This is a genomic window from Tardiphaga sp. 20_F10_N6_6 (assembly GCF_052076045.1).
Lineage (GTDB): Bacteria > Pseudomonadota > Alphaproteobacteria > Rhizobiales > Xanthobacteraceae > Tardiphaga > Tardiphaga robiniae.
In genome coordinates, this window is the sequence record NZ_CP197239.1 from 4,467,481 (window position 1) to 4,487,019 (window position 19,539).

The following is a 19,539-nucleotide window of genomic DNA, read 5'->3' on the forward strand; positions in this document are numbered from 1 at the left end:
AGCTCCTGGCGTCAACTCCTGTTACGCAGGTGGGCTTGCGGCGCGCCCTTGATATTCTGTTTGCCGGTGCTGCGACAGCCTCTCTCGCTCCTCTCTTCCTGATCGTAGCACTTGCTATCTGGATCGAAGGCGGAAGGCCGATTTTGTTCTCGCAACTTCGTCTCGGGCAAAATGGACGACCATTCCGTATGTACAAATTTCGCAAGTTCAGGCCGGATTGCGACCGGTATGGATGTCCGCTCACAATGGAGGGAGACGGCCGCCTGACTAGGATTGGCCGCATCCTTGCCGCGAGCAAGCTGGACGAGTTACCGCAACTCTGGAACGTTTTGCGTGGCGACATGGCGCTCGTGGGACCGCGGCCTGAATCGCTTGCATTCTTCGACTGCTTTCACGGTGGGTTCGAGAAGCTTCTCGACCACAAGCCCGGTCTTGTTGGTCCGTGCCAGGTCATGTTTCGACATGAAAGCAAGCTCTATCCCGCTGACGTTGCGGCTGTGGATTTCTATCGACAAGTTCTGTTCCCGACCAAAGCGAAAATCGATCTCGCTTATTTCCCGCGCCGAACACTGGCTTCTGATCTCGGCTGGATTGTTCGTGCGGCCTGGGCAATCGCGGTGGGATCGTGGACCGAATACACGCGGAAGAATCAATCGAAAGAATCTAAGCAACAAACCGGACATTGACGGCCATGAATTACCTTGGTGCCAGAATTCTCGTCACGGGAGCCGACGGTTTCATTGGCTCGCACCTGACCGAAGCGCTTGTTTCGGCAGGGGCCAACGTTACCGCTCTTGCCCAGTACAATTCCTTCGATAGCCATGGTTGGCTGGATGACCTTCCGGATTCGACCCGAAAGAAAGTCAACCTGGTTCGCGGCGACATCCGCGATGCGGCTTTCGTCGGTCGTCTCGTACCCGGCCACGAAATCGTCTTTCATCTCGCGGCACTGATCGCGATCCCCTATTCCTACGTCGCTGCGCAATCCTATGTCGAAACAAACGTGCTCGGCACCTTGAATGTGCTCGAGGCCGCGCGGCAGTGCGGCACCGAGCGGGTCATTCACACGTCGACCAGCGAGGTCTACGGCACAGCCATAACAATGCCGATCGATGAAACTCATCCGCTGCAGGGACAATCGCCGTATTCCGCTTCCAAAATAGCCGCGGACATGATGGCAGGGGCTTTTGCGAAATCGTTCGGCGTACCAGTCGTCATCCTCAGGCCATTCAATACGTTTGGGCCACGACAGAGCGAAAGGGCGATCATCGCTGCCATCATACGGCAAGCGCTAGATCCTTCCTGCCCCGCGATCATGATCGGAGATGCAACAACCGTACGTGACCTTACATTCGTTGCAGATACCGCGGCCGCGTTCATGGCTGCCGGACTGGCCGAGGGCATCGAATACGGCCAGCCATATAACGCAGGTAGTCAGCGGGCGATCATGATCCGCGACCTGATTGATGTCATCGTCGATCTTACTTCCAGCGAAAAGCCTGTGCTTCAGGATGAGAAGCGTCTGCGACCGACAAATTCGGAAGTGCGCGCGTTGCTCGCTGATTGCACCCGCTTCGTCCATGCAACGGGATGGTCACCGCAGGTCACGCTGCGGGAAGGGTTGGAGCGGACAGTTGACTGGTGGCGTCATCGCCTATCGGGAAAGCAAGTCCGGCGGCAAAGGGATTTCATCACATGATGGCCCGGCTAAGTTATGCCCGAGCTCTCCTGTGCTGTGGCGCCCTTGTCTTGCTCGCTTCCTCAAGACCCGCCTCAACGGAATCGCTCGGAAACGCCCAATTCCTCCCGGCGCCGGCCATGGATTTGCCTGGCTATCTCGCGCCAGTCGTCGATGCGTCCCTAGGTACGACCTTGGTTCGTGTGACCACGCCTGAAAGTCCGATGGGAAACGGCATGGTTTGCAAGCGTTCCTATTGCACCCATCGCTATTCGAGTGCGCAGGCGTGGAACGCCGACCAGAGCCTGCTTTTGATTGTCAACGGATGCAATGGACTGTGCTTTCTTGATGGGCACACCTATGCTCCACTGTTCCGGCGACAGCGCGGGGGTGAATGCGAATGGCATCCGCAAGATCCAGAGCTCATGATTTGTGTCGCCGGGCGCCGCATTTCGCGATGGTCGCCGCGAAGCAACGCCGAAGATGTAATTCTTGAGACGGAAGTATATCGGGAGCTTCAATTCGGCCCGTACAAAGGCAATCCCTCATGGGACGGCAACCGTATCGTGGTGCGCGCCATCGGCCAGCAGGGCACGCTTGTCGCATTTGCGATGGATCTTTCGGATCGCCGGAAATTTCCTGATATTGAGCTGGCGCGAATTCCCGGCAAAAACAGCTATTGCGGAATCTCGCCGCTGGGCAAGTACATATTCTGCCAGCAGTCTCTCATTGACTTCACAGATCAAGCATTTGTCTTCAGCATTGAGGGTGATCTCCTGCAGAGCTGGACAGAGCATCACCGGCCCGGCCACGGCGACATGACCGTCGATGCCGGCGGTGATGAAGTTTATGTCGGCATCAGTAAGTCGGCGCCCGACAAGTATCAGGTCATCAAACGGAGACTCCAAGACGGACAGGTCACGGCGCTCGCTCCCTATGGAGAAGCTCAGCATGCATCGATGCGAGCGATACGCCGTCCCGGCTGGGTCTTCATGAGTTATGCCGGCGCCGCGCTCGCTCCCGCCGGCGGCAAGAAAGTGGCACCGTTCGCTCAGGAAGTTATCGCACTTAAAATCGATGGCAGTGGCGAATTTCGACGTATCGCGCATACGCGCAATGCTCCGTATGACTATTGGAGCGAAACGCATGGCTCACCTTCTCCTGATGGATCGCAAGTCATCTGGTCGAGCAACTGGGGGCAACGAGGCGGGCCGGTATTTGATTTTGTTTCCCGCATCGACTGGGCTGATCGAGACAGCGGAAACGACTTAGCGCAAGGAGATCGTCATGAAGGGCAACAGGCGCAGTAAGACTTTCGGCTATGTCTCCATCGGCTTCTGGGCAGGAATCGTTGTCTTGGCGGGCAGCGACGCTTGCCTCGGAGCTCAATACAGCCTCGCGCCGGGCGATACTGTCGAGGTGTCGGTCGGTGGAGCGCCTGAACAGCGCAATAGAGCTCAGATCCAGATTGACGGCACCATTGCTCTTCCCGGGGTCGGTACGGTGCCGGTTGCAGGTCTGACCCCGTCGGAACTTCAGACCCGCATGGAGACGCTGCTGCAGTCCAGGATTCTGCGTCAGCGCTCACCGGATGGGCGCGAGCAGGCGCTCGTCATCAAGCCTGGGGACGTGATCACGAGCGTCGTGGAATATCGACCGATCTACGTCACAGGCGACGTTCTCACGCCCGGACAGCTGGTGTATCGCGCGTCCATGACTGTACGCCAAGCCGTTGCAGTCGCCGGTGGCTTTAGCCTGTTGCGTTCTCGCGGTCAGGTCGGTGCTATCGATCCGGCGGATCTGTTGCGCGATTACCAATCTTTGTCGACCGAGTACATCAAAGAGTATATCCACGTGATCCGCACCAATGCGGAACTCCAGGGCAATGACAGCTTCGATCAGAAGATACCCAGCGAAGTATCTTTGCCGGTCTCCGTCATCGAGTCGATCATGCAATCCGAGTCGGCGTCGCTAAAGACCGCGCAAATCGACTATCGTAAGGAACGAAGCTTTCTAGAGGATGCAGTCAAACAATCGGAGGCTCAGCTCGTAACCCTCAGGAAGCAGCAGGACGGTGAGGAAAAGGGTGTTCAGGCCGATGAGGATGAGCTGGATCGGGTAGCCAAGTTGTTTGGCGCAGGATCATTGCCAAGCCCCCGTGTTACGGAAAGCCGACGCGCTCTTCTGTTGTCGTCGACAAGGCGTCTTCAGACGATGGTCGAAGTCATGCGGCTGCAACGTCAGCGCGACGACTTCGTGCGCCAGATCGAGCGGGTCGCCAATCTGCGAACCATCAATCTGTTGCGCGAGTTGAAGGATTCAACCGTTCGCATGGCGGACTTGCGGGTTAAATTGCAGGCGTTGAGTCAAAAATTGCAGCCTGTCGGCGGTGCGGGAGCACTACCTGTCGGAACCAGCGATCTCCGAGCAGAGGTAACGATCGCACGAAAGGTCGGCCAGCAGTGGAACAGGATCGTCGCATCAGTTGATTTCGATGTAGAGCCGGGAGATGTGGTCGAAGTTGCGCTGCGCCCTTCGGGAGTAGCCAGCGCATCTAACTGAGCCATTGGCACAAGCGGGGGTACCCACAAAGGATACCGCGCTTACGACCTCTGGCCGGACGCCTGCACAAAACTGCGCGCTGAGGCGCGCATCGCTTTTCCAGCCGACATTTCCTCCATGTCATTCAGACCGCTAGAGGCCCCACGAATAGTAGACTGCCTCAGCCAAATGTGCAGTCGGATTACCCCAACTTGAACATTTACATGGCTCATCGAAATTGGAATGCTTTCCCTCCGATCAATCCTTGTCATTCGATTGAAGTAGTAGGCGAAGGGAATGACGACATGTTGAATTTGAACCAGAGTGCCACATTGCCCGGCGCAATTGCATCGCTTCATCCCTGCAGGGAATCCATCTTCAACATTTCGAATCGTGCTCCCGCTATCCGGCCAGACGCTGACCCAGGCAAGAAGCCCGACCTTGGCGAGCAACGTGACGTCCTACACGCGGTTTTGGCGCGTATTGGCTGCGGGCAAGTTCTGCTCAAGCGTGGCTGTGTGCTTGACGTGAGTGCAATCGGACGTGCGATATTGGAACGCGAATGCAACCTCACCACCAGCCCTGAAACGCTCTACAGCGCCGTCAAGCAGCTGGTGAACCGCGCGGGAGCCCAAATTCCCGTTGGCTCGACATCATGGCTCGCGACTTCCTTCAAGGAGGGCGTCACCAGCCTTGTAAGCCAGATGGTCAATGTTTGGACGGATGAAACCAGCACCATCATTCTGCTCGATCTCGACGCTCATCCGGAGCCGACGCCCCAAGCGCTCCGGTGTTTGTTCGGCTTCACAGCCGCGGAAACCCAGCTTGCAGTCGAATTGGCGCGCGGCCATAATTTGCTTGATATTGCTCGCGCCCGACGGCTGAGCCGGACGACGATCCGCTCACATCTGGCCTCCCTGTTCGTCAAGACACAGACACGGCGGCAGGCGGAGCTGGTTGCATTACTCGGGCGTGTCGCCGTCCTGCCTTCTCCCGGTAATTGAGTCTGACGATAGGCACCCAGGCGAGCCTCCTTGTTCATCCGGGCACAAACACAGCGGCAAGTGAAACGGGTCGCCGACAGGCCTGCTTTGCTCCGACGTTTGAACTGATTCTGGATCTGACGACACGACGCTTCAGCTTGCGTGCATGATGCCAAACGCGCTTCGGAGTAATCCTCTTGGTGTCGATGTCTCAATTCTTCAGGATCGCCGAATACTTCCGACGCGGCCGTCATTCGAACGAATGAAGACACTTTGTGATCGCCTCGTAAGCTCACATCGTCCGCTCATACGCGAGGACATCGAAATTCATCTGTAGCCGATTCTCCGGATCGACTGGGCTGCATTCCGATTGCGACCGAAAGGATTAGCATGACGTTGCATGTGCTTTGTGTGGGAGGCGAGGATCATGCCCTACGGATCCCATTTCTGGCAGCTTTGCGCAGTCGTGGCTTTCGGGTGAGCGCTGCCGGTACTGGCGCCGCACTCCCGTTCTCAAATAGCGGCATCGAGTATCATCGCTATGACTTCAATAGATTCGGTGCACGGGTTGCTGACCGCCTAGCTGTCGGCCAGCTCTCACAGCTTGTGCGTGGCATTCGACCGGACGTTGTTCAAACGTTCGATACCAAACCAAATCTGCTTGCTCCTCTTGCGGTGAGAGGCGCAGTCCCCATTGTGCGCACCATCAACGGAATGGGTTGGGTATTCTCCTCGGCACAGCTGAAAGCTCTTGCATTCAGGCCAGCTTACCTAGCGCTGCAGCGGTTGGCCGCCTGCTGGACCTCGGCAACGGTATTTCAAAACAAGGAGGATGGCGACTTTTTCCGCCGCTATCGTCTGCTTGGCAGCAGCCCCGCTGTACTGATCGGAAGTTCGGGAATCGATGTCGATGCTTTCGACACAGCGCGGGCTCAGGCGCCGTCCACCGCACAACTTCGTACAGAACTCGGACTCGGTGACGACGAAGTCGTCATGACTGTGAGCCGACTGACCGTACAAAAGGGCATACCCACGCTTCTGGATGCGGCGGCGATTGTCCGCGAAGCGCGGCCCCGCGTTCGTTTCTTGCTTGTCGGTCCAAGGGAGAGCGAAGGTCCTTTTGCCGTGGATCAGGCTTTGATTGATCGATACGCACCACACGTAATCGCTCTCGGTGCGCGATCCGACGTTCCTGCGCTTCTCGGAATCGCGAATGTCTTTGCCTTCCCGACGGAGTATCGGGAAGGAATCCCCCGTGTTCTGCTGGAAGCAGGATTGGCGGGTGTGCCTATTGTCGCCACGCGTATGCCAGGCTGCGGCGATGTTGTGGTGGAGAACTGCAATGGCCATTTGGTGCCGCCCCGGGACCCGCGTGCGCTCGCCGCAGCCATTCTCGATCTTCTCCAGGATCCTGCCCGCGCAAAGAGCATGGGACAGCGCTCGATCGCGCTCGTGCGCCGTGAGTTCGACCTGAACGTCGTGGCTGACCGCTACGCCGATCTTTACAGGAAGCTGATTTTCACCGGGAGGCGAAGCGAAGATCCGGCTGCTTTGTCTCGCGACGCCCATGAAGATCGAAGGGTTAGCCAGCACAGCGGGAAATCATCATGATCGCCAATGCGCTTCTTTCTTTTGGCATCGTGCTTACGACAGCTTCACAGCTGCGCCTTCCCGGAATTCCGCTGGGTGTTGGCGAGGTCTGTCTTGTCCTGTGGCTAGCCTTCGTCTCATTGCGAGTCATCGTTACCGGCCAGATTTACAACGCGACAGCTTTGCTCCGAATCGGTGCGTTTTGGGCCTGTCTTGCACTCGCCCTTAGCATAGGGACATGCGTGGCCTATCTGAGCCAGGAGCTGGACCTTCCTACGATGTTGCACGACACCTTCGCGTATCTGTTGGTGGCAGCTTTGACCTGCCTCATCGTCGCAACGATGGAAGCCGACGCTGCCCTACGTCAAACCCAATGGTTCCTGCTCGCTTTCTGGAACATCGCACTGGTCCTTCAGATCGCTGCGGGCTGGTCCATCATCAGCCTGCCGTCGGTCGATCCATGGTATTGGGATCGATTTCGAGGCTGGGCGGAGAATCCCAATCAGATCGCTCTCTATTGCGCCGTTTTGACGCCGCTGTCTCTCAGCCTTGCCCTATCGGCCAAAGGGTTTGGCCGCATCGCGGCATCATTCAGTTGCCTGCTAACCTTCGCCGTCGGGCGCCTGACCAAAAGCGATACATTTCTTGTTGCGATGGTGATTGCCACCGCGATCTTTTCTTTGCTGCGTTTGCGCAGTTGGCTGACCTCGCCACAGCACAGACTAAATTTCCGGTCGGTGGTCGCGGTTCTGGTCATCGCCGCCGCCGTCCCGCTGGCGCTCGCATTAGCACCGTATGCCGTTGCGACCGCCGATGAGTTTGAAGGTCTGGCAATCAGTCTGGCCAAGGACCGTGGCGGCGAGGCAACGAAGCGCACCGCGTCCCTGCGACTGCAACTCTGGGAAGATGCACTCCGTCGAGGGCTGGAAACCGGATCGCTCGGGCTGGGGCCAGGCCCGCATCTCGAGAAGCCGAACGTCGCCAATAACAAGGCGCTTCCAACTCCTTTCGAAGCCCATAGCACACTGCTGGATATATTTACGCAAGGTGGCCTGCTCGCTGTGATTGCCGTTTGCGGCCTCTTCGCAGGCACGTTCATGCTTATGTTCCGCGCGAAGCTCGATGCCCTGGCAGCATTGTTCGCTGCGCTGGCCGTTTTCAGCATCAGCCATTTCATCTTGCGTCATCCCATCGTGTGGTTCGCGTTTGCTCTCAGCCTGATCCTCGGATCGGCGCGCCCGCCGTCGCCGCACACGCGTATCGGAAGCTAGATCATGTGTGGAATCGCCGGAATTCTTCAGATGCCACAAGCTTCCCGATCCGCCGATCTGGATGCGATCGGCCGAATGACGAATCGTTTGCACCATCGCGGACCCGATGCCCACGGTTCGTGGTGCGATCGTGACGCCGGGATTGCATTCGGGCATCGTCGGCTCTCCATCGTTGACCTCACCGACGCGGGGCGACAACCGATGCTTTCCGAGAGCGGCCGATTCGTCGTCACATTCAATGGTGAGATCTACAATCATCCGTCGTTGCGACAGGAGCTTCAACGCCTCGGCCAGAACTTCATCGGCAGCAGCGATACCGAGGTCTTGCTCGCGATGATCGAGAGATGGGGATTCGAGGCTGCCCTGGCGCGCTGCAACGGCATGTTCGCAATCGGCCTCTGGGATCGGCAGACCCGTACGCTCCATCTGGCCCGCGATCGAATGGGAAAGAAGCCCCTATACGTCGCCAGAACGAGAAATGCCGTTGTCTTTGCTTCAGAGTTGAAGGCGATCGACGCGTTCCCCGATTTCGTTGCGGAGGTCAATCCGCGCGGGGTCGCTGAGTTTCTCGCCCGCGGCTGGCTACCGGATGAACATTGTATATGGAAAGATGTCTTCAAACTTCCGCCCGGCAACATTCTATCTTTCGGCGCCGATGAACTTCGGGCATCTCGGGATGCTGCAGCGCTTCGGGCAAAGGCGCGCATTTGGTGGTCGCTGACCGACATCGCAAAGCACGGCCGAAGAAACCCCGTTTCCGCTGACGATGGCGAGCTCGTGTCGCATCTTGATGGCCTACTTCGCGAGGCTGTCGGTGAGCGCATGGTTGCCGACGTGCCAATCGGGCTGTTCCTGTCCGGCGGCATCGACAGTTCAACTGTCGTCGCCCTGATGCAATCCCAATCCACCCGGCCCGTCCGCACGTTCACTATCGGTTTCGGCGAGCCCGCCTTCGACGAAGCGGCCAGTGCCGCGGCCGTGGCTCGTCACCTCGGCACGGACCACACGGAGCTACGTCTCACTCCCTCGGAGGCCATGGATGTCATTCCCGAACTGCCCCGTATTTGGGATGAGCCGTTCGCCGACGAATCGCAGATTCCGACCCTGCTGCTATCTCGCCTCGCCCGCCGGGATGTAACTGTTGTCCTCTCCGGTGACGGCGGAGACGAATGTTTTGCTGGATATTCCAGGCATCTTTTGACCGCCCGTCTAGCTCCCCTCCTTAACTCCAATCGAGCACTTCGGCGAACGGCGGCAATGGGTGTGTCATTGCTCGCCCGCGGTTTGCGGGAAGACATCGCTGACGCGTTGCCTCTTCCTGGCCGCCTACGACGGATGATCGGAAGTGACCGGGTCAACCGCCTTGCACAACTGTTTGCAGGCAATGACGCCGACGACATGTACCGGAAAGTTATGCGGCTTTCCGAGCTGCAATTGACCCCGGAGCAGGTAACCGATTCGGCTAAGGTGCCGCCGCTGAACGATCTTCTATCCGACTTCATTGTGCGGGACATGATCGGTTATCTCCCCGGCGACATTCTGGTGAAGCTCGATCGCGCCAGCATGGCGACAGGCCTGGAAGCGCGCTGTCCAATTCTCGACCATCGCGTCGTGGAATTCTCCTGGCGGCTGCCGAACACGGCCAAGGTGCGCGACGGACAGGGCAAGTGGATCTTGCGGCAGGTTCTCAGCCGTTACTTGCCGCGCCACTTGATAGATCGACCCAAGCAGGGCTTCGACGTGCCTGTCGGCGCCTGGTTGAAAGGCCCCCTGCGCTCATGGGCTGCAGACCTGCTCTCCGAATCACGCCTTAACCGCCAGAATTTGCTGGACGTACAACGGGTCCAGAGCTGCTGGCAGGATCATCTGAGTGGCAATCGCGATCACTCGCGAATGCTATGGGCCGTCCTGATGTTGCAATCATGGCTAGGAATGATGGTTGAACAGAGTACGTGCCGATCGACAGATACCCTCGAGCCCGCACAGTAGAGGAGCGAGCTATGGAAGCGTTAGTAGGAAGACGTATTCGATCCCTGCAGGCTCTTTCGCCGGATATGGCAGAGGACGAACTTGGGCGGCGCCTGACGGAACAATCCCTGGCTTCAAATGACGGTCTCCAGTCTTTGAATCGCGTGCTGGATAGCGTGCGGAAGTACAGGCGGCTTGTCGTCAGGATGATTGTCGTCGGCGCCTTGCTAGCTGGAGTAGCCGGCCTTCTTATGTCTCCTTCTTATCTGGCGACGGCACAACTTGCTGTTGACGTCCGACAGTCCGGCGCAGTCGATGCCTTGAATGCCGGTGGCGCATCCGCAGCACCTACACCGGCCGCCGAGGAATCCACCATCGACACACATGTCACGGTGCTGCTTTCCGACGCCTATCTGCGGAGACTCCTTCCAACGCTCCGCGCTCTCGAAGATGCGAGGCACGGTGCTGAAACGGGGTCACGAACGTGGATGCAAAGCTTGCGCACGCTCTTTGGTCGTACATGGTCAGCAACCAAGGAGCTGCTACTTGGCAAGAACCACGAGCCCGATGACGGGTCGGCTCTCGCTGCTCTAAAGCGCAGCTTGAAGGTTGGTCAGGAGCGGCGCTCCAGAATCATCGCCGTTACTTCTATGGCCGCCAATCCGCAACGAGCGGCGGAAATCGCCAATACGGTGGCACAATCGTATGTCGACGAGGTCGCGCGTCAGAAGCAAAGCGATGTGGAGTATGCTTTGAGCTCCCTTGCGACACAATCATCCAAAGTTCAGCGTGACCTTGCAAAGGCGGAGGAGGAACTAAAAGCCTCCCGTCTTGGCCTGCCCTCTCCCTCACGGGACGCCGCGCTGGAGTGGCAGGTCACCACGCTGGCGCAACAGTTTGAAACGCTTCTGCGGCGGCGGCAGGAGCTCACCGCAAAAGGTCTGACCGCGCAATCAGACGTCAGTATTCTCGCCACGGCCACACCGCCAGAACGACCGACCTCATTACACCCGCTACTTATGATTCCTCCTGCGGCAATTATCTTCGCTCTGCTGGCTTGTGTTCTCGCAGTCGTATTGAATCACTTCGATCGGACCCTGCACACGGAAGCCGACGCCGCTGAAGCTCTGCGTATTCCATGCGCCGGACTGATACCTTCGATTCCACTGGAGCCAGGCAAGCAGCCGCATTATGTTTTGGAGGAGCCTGCGAGCCACTATGCCAGAGCAATCCGCTCCATTCTGGTATCCATACTGGCCTCCGACCCGGCAACCCCACGATCGCAGCGTGTTGTCCTCGTCAGCTCCAGCATCGGTGGGGAAGGCAAGACCACACTTGCATGGAGCCTTGGTCTTTACGCTGCCCGGCTCGGGTGGCGCACTCTACTCCTTGACTTTGGCCAATTCACTCGTCGACCGAGTGGCGAGAGCGCCAACTTACTCAGTGTACTGGCGTATGGCCGTCCACTTGCAGACGCGATCGAACATATCCATGAGTCCGGAATTGACTACCTGCCCGCCACATCGTTTGGGGGACATCGGCTTCGGATTCTCGCCGACCCCAAGATTCCTTCGTTGCTCCGACAGCTGAGCGACACCTATGATTTCGTGATCATCGACGGACCTTCGCTGCTGGAAGCCCCGGAAGCAAGACTTCTGGCGAGTTGGGCTGACCACGTTTTGCTCGCCATTCACTCTGGAAGCACCGATCGTGAGGCGGCGCAGACTGCGCTGCATCAACTTGTTCGGACAGAACATCTCAACCCTGCCCAGAACACGAGATTCTCGTCGGTCTTAACTCGTGTCGAGCCGCTACAGCAGGACCAGTTCGGTGAGCGCGCACAGCAGCTGGTCAAGAGGACTTGGGGCGCACTCTGCCGGCGGTCGAAGAGAGCAATCACGTGGCGAACGTGGCGCGGAGACGCAATCGAGCTGAAACGCTCCGGATCACCCAAACTGAACCCCCGCAATTGGTTGAGAAGCGATTGAGGGCAGCATGATTATCGAGACCTTCGGTCCACCAGGCGCTGGCAAAACAACCTTTAGTCGGGCACTCGCTCAACGCCTGCGTGACCGCGGGTATGAGGTCGACCTCGTACTTACGTTGCCGCATCTATCCAATCATCTTCTGAACTTTGGTGGATTTCTTCCAGCGCTGCAGCGCGTCACTCTCGCGATCTTCGCCACCATCGCAATCTTGTGCCGTCCTATCGCAAATGCCCGAGGGTTGCGTCTAGCGAAAGAGTTGCTCCGACTAATGCCACCCAATAATCCCGTTTGGAGGATCAGGCTTAGCCAATACGTCGTCCGATTCTCCTGCGTGTGGAGAGATTCGCACAAGTCAGATCGCATCGTCTTGTTCGACCAGGGCTTTGTGCAGATCGTTTGCACCTTGGCCCTGTTTAGCCGAGCAGACGAGAAGACGATCGCTCGTGCAATCGGCATGAGGACACAATCCGATCTGCTGATCCGGTTTGATGCTCCGAAGGAGCTGTTGGAAAAGCGCCTCCATGAGCGAGTACACCAAAAAACCTACATGGAGAAATGGTTCGAGCCTGACGTAGCGACCTTTCTCAAGGCAAAGCCGATTACTGACTACGTTGGCTCATTACTCGCGGCCGAGCATCAACGGGTGATCTGCATCAACTCGCTTGATCCCGGCCTGATGTCCAGGGCTCTCGACCGTATCGAAGAAGAGGTCTCGAGTAAGTTCAGGCCCAACGGAGCGGTCAGCTCGTCACCCGACCCAGGGGAGGAAAGTTTTGAACCTTATGCCGAGAAGTTCACGCCACCCCTGCCGACGCCCGAGACAATCGGAGCTTTCACAGCTCCGGCTCAACCCGAGCTCGCTCGGCGCATGGCCAGCGCAAGTCTGTGGGCGTTCGTTATCTATGTTGGCGGCGCCGGGCTGACGTGCGTGGCTCAACTTGTCATTGCCCGTACGATAGGAGCGACGAGTTACGGTATCTATTCATACGTCTTGGCCTGGACGACCCTTCTCTCTTACATCGCGGGACTCGGGTTCAACACGGTTCTGCTACGATATGTGCCGGCCTATAGCGCGACCGGAAAGTGGCCATTGGCGCGCGGGGTCATTCAATTTGCATTCGGACGATCATTGTTGGTTGGGATGTTGATTGCGATCTGCGGAGTCGCCACCGCACTATTCCTGTCGGAGACGCTTCATCGGGAGCTGACTATCAGTCTGGCGGTTGGCATGGCGACCGTCCCATTGGTCGCGCTTTACGTTCTCGGTTCCGCTACGGTACGCGCGCTGGGTGGCGTCATTTCGGCAATTGCGCCCGAACGCTTCGTTCGGGATGGCCTTATGGTCGCGCTGCTTCTGCTTGCCGTGGCACTCAACGTCACGCCAATCGATGCGACAACGGTTTTGATCGCTTTGATGGCAAGCTCTGCCGTCACAGCGGCCATCGTCGGACTGAGCATGCGGAAGCTTTGGCCGCCACAACTACGCTCGGCGGTGCCGGCTTATGCACCTCGCGACTGGTGGCATCTCGCCTGTCCTGTCATGATCCTGATTGGAGTTGAGGTTCTCATGAGCCGCGCCGGCGTGATTATCCTCGGCTGGACCGGCGATGCCCACGAGGCCGGCATCTTTGCACTGGGGTTGAATTTAGCTCTTTTTCTTGTTCTCCCCCGGATGGCAGTAGGGACTTTCTTTTCACCAAACGTCTCGAAGCTTCACGCGCATCGGAATGAGGCAGCGCTTCAGAGTCTGTTTGCCCGAGCGACTGTTCTGTCGCTGGCGGGGACAGTCGTGCTGGCACTTCCACTTTTGTTGCTGACGGTACCGTTACTCCGCTTCTTTGGCGAGGAATTCGTTGCGACAGCTCCGGTCGCCCAAATTCTCGTCGTTGGACAGATCTTTGCCGCTGCCACTGGTCCCCAGCAAAATCTTCTGACCATGACAGGGCACGAGCGGGCAGCAGCCGCAATCACGGCGATCGGAGCCGTCATGAACGTCGTCGCTTGTGCGATCGGCATTGCTTTCTTTGGCGTGATGGGTGCCGCCGTTGCGACGGCCGTGACGAATGTAGCCTGGAACATGGCAATGGCGATCTACATCTACAAACGCGTGAACATGACGGCCGGCCTGCTCTTTGCCTTTGTAGAGTTTCGTCGGCCCGCCGCCGCTGAATAGCGCGGTAATTGGATAGAGGCCGGAAAATTGGTGCAGCCCTATCATTCACTCGAAGGACGTCAATAGCCGACGTGTGGCCTACGATCTCCATCCCGCAACGGTGAGTACCGTCATGCAACTTCAGAGATTTCCCGATGGATCCTTGGCGAAACGCGCGAAAACGTTCGCTGGCGGGCGCGCACTTTCCGGAGATTCAAGCGAGCCTGCACAAGCCCTCTGGATGAAACCTCCCGAATTGCCCCTCGACCTGGGCGGGCCTGTCGATCGCCCGTTCAATCGTATGGGCGTCGAATTTGCCGGCGTGCCCGCGATCACGCATCTGGATGCGGTGGCAAAGAGATTTCCGAACAACGTAGCCATCAGCGATGACACCCGCCAAATCACATATTCGGATTTTCTGATCAGAGTTTTGACGCTGGCCCAGGCGATTGCAGCGGTGGCTCCCGAGGGGCGGGCCGTCGGCCTGTTGTTGCGCCACTCGATCTGGCATCCGATCGCCATGCTTGCATGTATGGCCGCAGGGCGCCCCCTGGTGCCGCTCAATCCGCGCGATCCGGACCAGCGACTTGCCCACATCGTTGCAAATGCACAGATTTCTGTACTGATCGGCCAGGGGGACAGTAGCTCAACCAAATGGATCGACGAAGACGGCCTGCGTTGGATCGATATTACGCACGCGAACGAACTTTTCGATGACGCCCCATCGCTTGAGCCGATCTCGGTGGATGCACCTGCCCTTGTGCTCTACACCTCGGGTAGTACCGGACAGCCAAAGGGTGTTGTGAATAGCCAGCGCAGCTTGCTCCAGCGCGTCCAGCAATATGCGGATGCATGCCACATAGACGCCACTGACGTCTTCATGCCTCTGAGCGGCCCTACGACCATTGCGGGCACCAGAGAGATGCTCACGGCCTTGCTGACCGGCGCAAGATTGCATATGGCGGATGTCGAGGCCCTTGGCCTTCGCGGCGTGTTGCGTCAGATCCGATCGGAGCAGATAACGATCACCTACATCGTTCCCGCTCTTCTGCGGGCAGTGATTACCGCGAGCGAAACCGGTGATTTCGAGTCGCTCCGGGTTGTCCGTATCGGCGGCGAGAAGGTGCTGTGGACGGATGTCGCGCTCGTCCGAAAGGTCGTGAAGCCCTCCTGCTTCATTCAGATCAGCTATTCGTCGACCGAAACCACCGGCACGCAGTGGTTTCTTCCCGACGACTGCAAGGAAAGTGATTTCAGCATACCCCCGGTTGGCTATTTGCTTCCCGGAATGTCGTTTGCCGTCGTCGACGACAACGGAGTGCCTGTGCCCACCGGCGAGGTCGGAGAGCTGATCATCAAGAGCATGCATGTGCTGCTTGGTTACTGGGAGAACGGTCAGGTGCTCCCTGCATTACCGGATCCAGATGACGACCGTTGCCGCATCTTCCCGACAGGCGACCTTGTTACTGTCGATGCGCACGGATTGATGCAGATGCTGGGACGAAAGGGGCGTCAGCTCAAAATCAATGGACGGCGTGTCGAACCGGCTGAACTCGAGGTCGTCGTACGCAGAATTCCCTATGTGAGCGACGCCGTCGCCATCGTCACCGATTCAAGCGAGCTGGTTATTTTTGCATCGCGAGGTGTCGAGGCCAAAGCAACATTCACGACTGATGTTCGGGACGTCATCAGGCAGACGCTTCCGACCGCATTGCATCCCACCAGATTGCATGAAATCGCAGAGCTTCCGCGGCTCGCCGGCGGAAAGATAGACGTCGCGAAACTCAAGGTGCTGGATACCGAGAGCCGAAGAGGTCCAGCCTCACCTCAGCCCCCAGGGGCGGGTGAAGTGAAGCAAGCCGAAAAAATAGTGGCGCAGGTATGGACGCGGATCCTAGGTACGACCGACGTTGCCAGCCGCTGGGACGAGGCAGGTGGCGATTCCCTCAAGCTTCTGCGATGCGTGATGGAGCTGGAAGAGCTGGTCGGCCAAGAGCTCAACATGGAAGCTTTCACGGTGGACATGAGCGCAGCCGATATGATTCAGATCGTCGCTGCAGGTGGCCGATCGCAGCGGCAACAAGCCGCCGGGGAATTCCTGCCTCATCTGGTGATGTTGCCAGGCTCGATAGGTTACGGTCCGAGTCTGGCGGCGTTCGGGGCGCAGCTGAGCAAGACGGCTCATGTGATCCCGATCCGCTACCCGGATCTGACGTCTGCCCTGACCGGATGCGGCTCGGTCGACCACATGGCGACGTTGGCTCTGGAACAGATTAACGCCGTTCATCCTCGCGGCGACATACGTCTGATCGGCTATTCGCTGGGTGGCGGCGTCGCATTTGAAGTGGCAGCCCGGCTGATTGCGGAAGGCCGGTCGGTGAAATTTTTGGGCATTCTGGATACGAATATCGGCCCCCGCAGGAGTGACTATCGGGAGACCCTGTCACGTACGCTGCAACGAGTTAGATCACACCGGGTTACGATGTACCGAATGCTGTGTCGCGCTATCGCAAAATGTGTTGCTCGACTCCACTGGGAGGTGAAGTTCTGTCGAATTCTCGATGCGAGGATCTGGACGCGTTTGGCCGGCACCCGCTTCATGCTCAAGTTGGAGCTTGAGGAGATTCTCCGGATGCAGGAATTCGGCCGCTGGGTGGCGAGTGCCAAATCTCGCTTGCCAATTACCGGAACGCTATTCCTTTGCAACCGGCGAGGGTCACCAGCACACCTCGGATGGGACTCTCTGTTTGCAAAACTGGAGGTAATTCCGATTGCTGGCGGCCATCTCGATCTCGTGATCGACCCGCATTTGACCGTCAACCGACCGGTCATCGAACGAGCGATCACGTCGTCCTGTTCCTGATCTTCGACCAACAGATCCAACAGATTGGAACGAGGCGATGCTGATCGCAAAGGCCCCTTTGGATCAAGGTCGCAAGTAGCTCCAGCCTCGCTCTTGCAGCTCCATGATCCGTACCACTCCGGATTTGGTGACCTTGGCCTGCGGGATGAGAGGAATATCTTTCGCCTCAGCTTTTGCCATGTTCTCGCGGGTGTTCCCGCATGCTGAAAAGGTCAGCTGTGGCATGGTTTCGCTCATGGATTTGATGCGCGCTTTGACGGGAGAAGTGTCATCTCGCAGCATATGCAGTCCGGGTCCAAAAACGACCACTTCGATCCCCACCTTTTGACCGATCTCGCTGTAGTGCTGAGCTACATTGCTGACATTATTGAGAGCGAGATTGATTGTCGCGGGGTCATTGACGTCAACCTGTACAACGAGCCGATGGGGCTGCATTCGGATGGCGGCAGTGGTCACCTTGGCGTTGGCGTTCATTTTGGCAGAAGTCTTGGCAGACGTATTGATTTCTACAGCGCCGCTGGTTTGGGTGCTCAGCATCAAGATACTCCCAACGGCGGCCATGCTGGCGAAGACGACGAGTGATCTGTTCATGTTGTTTCCTTGAGTGTGCTGGGAGTGCGGGCTCAAGTGTGCGCGATAGCGTAATCGCGCGCGAACAGGCGGGTCAAGAATGGTTCAGACAATGCAGGCGTGATCTACTTAATTGCCGCGATTGGTGCGCCTACCTCGTTGTGACTACTTCCATTGCTACATCGACAAACGGCCGATGAAGGCTGTGTCATCAAAATGGACACACATAAAAGCTCACCTGAGTTGTCACGATGTGGTCACAGGCAGTTGAGGTAGCATCGCATTGGCTACCGCGATCCAAAGCTGTTGAGGGCTCCCGCGCAACAAGCAGAACCGCTGCGCGTGCCTCGTCTGCAGTAGGAGCTTGCATTCTGTGGGTCCTCATTGGGGCTGCGGAGGATGGGCTATGCGGTGAAAGCCAATTCCGCGCGCAGGCCTCCGAATCTTCTCAAACACGGGAGCGGAACAGGGCTGAAGCCCTTGCACCTGTGCTTGTCGCGCCCCCCCGAGCAGAACTCAATGCGGCCCAGTCGACGGCTGAAGCGACCAGCACCACGCTAAGACAGGCGCTTGATCAAGAGCGAGCTAGGGCAGACGCCCTTGCGGGTGAACTTGCGACCCTCCGGGCGGAACTCGAGACGGCGCGGGTGGCAGGCAAGGAATCTGCCCAGGCCATCGAGGTAGGGATCAGGCAAACGCAAGCGCTCGAACACGAGCGAGACAAAACAATCGACCTTATGCGTGAGCTTGCCTTCCTTCGGACCGAACTCGACGCGGCGCGGATCGTAATTTCGAAAGCTGTGCAAGCCACCGAGGCAGAGATCGAGCAAGAGCAGGCGCTCGAACAGCAGGAGCGGTGGAAGGCAGACGCGCCCGCCCATGACCATGCTTCCCTTCGGGCGGAACTCGATACGGTGCGGATCGCAGCTTCGGACGCCGCAAAAGCCACCGCGGCAGAGATCGAGCAAAAGCAGGCGCTCGAACAGCAGCTCAAACAGCAGCAAGACGGGACGGAAGCCCTCAAGCGTGAATTGATCTCTCTCCGGACCGAACTCGACGCGGCGCGTGCCGCGACGCCGGAGGCTGCGCGGATCGTCGAGGCTGCGAAGGTCGAACAAGAGCGCGCATCTGCAAAGGAGCGCAGCCGGACCGAGGCAGTCGCCCGCGAGCTCTCCTCGGCGCGTCAGCAGATCGAGGAGCATGCCAGCCGTCTCGCGGCGGCACACGCTGAGGTGCTTCGGGCGACGGAGGCCAGCAACACCACGGCAGCAGAGCAGAAGCGAGCTCTTGCCAGCGAGCGCGAGCGTGCTGACGCACTTGTACAGGAGCTTGCTCTTGTTAAGAACCAACTGGAGGCTCGAAACCAGCAGCTTGCTGCCGTGAGTGCTTCTCAGACTCTCGCTTCGCGCCAACCCGCCCCTACTGGCCGGAACGAAGACGCGGCGGAGCCCCGTGCGAAGACGACCGAGGGAAAGAGCGCCTTGCCGCAGTGGGCTTCCACTCAGGCCGTCGCTTCATATGCGGAACGATCGTCCGTGTTGGAAACGCCACCGCAAGCACGGTCGACCGCTCGCGAAGCCGTACCAAGTGTGGAGTCGAAAGTCCCCGTGGCATCAGAGGCAACCGTGCTGGCGAGTGTCGCTCCCTATTCTGTGGCGGACGAACAGAGACTGCTTGTTCGGGCGAACGCATTGCTCCGGCAAGCTGACATCAGCGGAGCGCGCCCATTGCTTGAACACGCTCTTGGACATGGTAGCGCGCGAGCCGCCTTTATGCTCGCGGAGACCTACGACGCCCGCGTGCTGAAATCGTGGAGCGCACGTGGGGTCCTCGGTGATTCCAGAAAGGCACTCGAACTGTATGAAAAGGCACAGGCGGGCGGCATTGAGGATGCGAAGGCGAGGATTGAGTCGCTGAAATAGCAGCCAGCTCGTG

At 58.3% G+C, this 19,539-nt stretch carries 13 protein-coding genes; 12 read left to right on the plus strand and 1 reads right to left on the minus strand.

Annotated features, from left to right (window positions below):
* Positions 1 to 29: 29 nt before the first annotated feature.
* The 11 genes from AB7813_RS21530 (at position 30) to AB7813_RS21580 (ending at position 17,034) form a co-directional block, all read left to right on the plus strand.
* Complete coding sequence (locus AB7813_RS21530) at positions 30 to 686, plus strand: sugar transferase (RefSeq protein WP_439065944.1); 657 nt, start codon at positions 30 to 32, stop codon at positions 684 to 686.
* A gap of 5 nt (positions 687 to 691) precedes the next feature.
* A complete protein-coding gene (locus tag AB7813_RS21535) occupies positions 692 to 1,699 on the plus strand; it encodes an SDR family NAD(P)-dependent oxidoreductase (protein ID WP_089266613.1) in 1,008 nt (335 codons plus the stop codon).
* A 119-nt stretch (positions 1,700 to 1,818) separates the two neighbouring features.
* On the plus strand, positions 1,819 to 2,988 hold the full coding sequence (locus AB7813_RS21540) for a hypothetical protein (RefSeq protein ID WP_439065562.1): 1,170 nt from the start codon (positions 1,819 to 1,821) through the stop codon (positions 2,986 to 2,988).
* Positions 2,966 to 4,240, plus strand: a complete 1,275-nt coding sequence (locus AB7813_RS21545) for a polysaccharide biosynthesis/export family protein (RefSeq protein ID WP_309941003.1) — start codon at positions 2,966 to 2,968, stop codon at positions 4,238 to 4,240. The genes AB7813_RS21540 and AB7813_RS21545 overlap by 23 nt, the downstream gene beginning before the upstream one ends.
* A gap of 191 nt (positions 4,241 to 4,431) precedes the next feature.
* Positions 4,432 to 5,223, plus strand: coding sequence for a helix-turn-helix transcriptional regulator (locus AB7813_RS21550; protein WP_147421590.1), 792 nt, complete (start codon positions 4,432 to 4,434; stop codon positions 5,221 to 5,223).
* A gap of 369 nt (positions 5,224 to 5,592) precedes the next feature.
* Positions 5,593 to 6,813 carry a glycosyltransferase gene (locus tag AB7813_RS21555; RefSeq protein ID WP_441228356.1) on the plus strand — a complete coding sequence of 407 codons (1,221 nt, stop codon included), beginning with the start codon at positions 5,593 to 5,595 and terminating at the stop codon, positions 6,811 to 6,813.
* A complete protein-coding gene (locus tag AB7813_RS21560) occupies positions 6,810 to 8,063 on the plus strand; it encodes an O-antigen ligase family protein (protein ID WP_441228357.1) in 1,254 nt (417 codons plus the stop codon). Before AB7813_RS21555 ends, AB7813_RS21560 begins: the two co-directional genes overlap by 4 nt.
* 3 nt (positions 8,064 to 8,066) lie before the next feature.
* Positions 8,067 to 10,052: an asparagine synthase (glutamine-hydrolyzing) gene (gene asnB / locus AB7813_RS21565; protein ID WP_441228358.1), complete on the plus strand. Its 1,986-nt coding sequence runs from the start codon at positions 8,067 to 8,069 to the stop codon at positions 10,050 to 10,052.
* A gap of 11 nt (positions 10,053 to 10,063) precedes the next feature.
* Entirely contained in the window at positions 10,064 to 12,019 is a 1,956-nt protein-coding gene (locus AB7813_RS21570) for an AAA family ATPase (protein WP_439065567.1), read from the plus strand.
* 7 nt (positions 12,020 to 12,026) lie between these two features.
* Positions 12,027 to 14,192 carry an oligosaccharide flippase family protein gene (locus AB7813_RS21575; RefSeq protein ID WP_439065568.1) on the plus strand — a complete coding sequence of 722 codons (2,166 nt, stop codon included), beginning with the start codon at positions 12,027 to 12,029 and terminating at the stop codon, positions 14,190 to 14,192.
* A gap of 73 nt (positions 14,193 to 14,265) precedes the next feature.
* Positions 14,266 to 17,034 (plus strand): AMP-binding protein, encoded by a 2,769-nt coding sequence (locus AB7813_RS21580; protein ID WP_441228359.1) that lies wholly within the window; start codon positions 14,266 to 14,268, stop codon positions 17,032 to 17,034.
* Positions 17,035 to 17,097: 63 nt separating this feature from the next.
* On the opposite strand, the gene AB7813_RS21585 is transcribed toward AB7813_RS21580, so the two are convergent.
* Entirely contained in the window at positions 17,098 to 17,625 is a 528-nt protein-coding gene (locus AB7813_RS21585; protein ID WP_089266626.1) for a DsrE family protein, read from the minus strand.
* A gap of 626 nt (positions 17,626 to 18,251) precedes the next feature.
* Between AB7813_RS21585 and AB7813_RS21590 the strand changes: the two genes are divergently transcribed.
* Positions 18,252 to 19,526 carry a hypothetical protein gene (locus tag AB7813_RS21590; RefSeq protein WP_439065571.1) on the plus strand — a complete coding sequence of 425 codons (1,275 nt, stop codon included), beginning with the start codon at positions 18,252 to 18,254 and terminating at the stop codon, positions 19,524 to 19,526.
* Positions 19,527 to 19,539 lie beyond the last annotated feature (13 nt).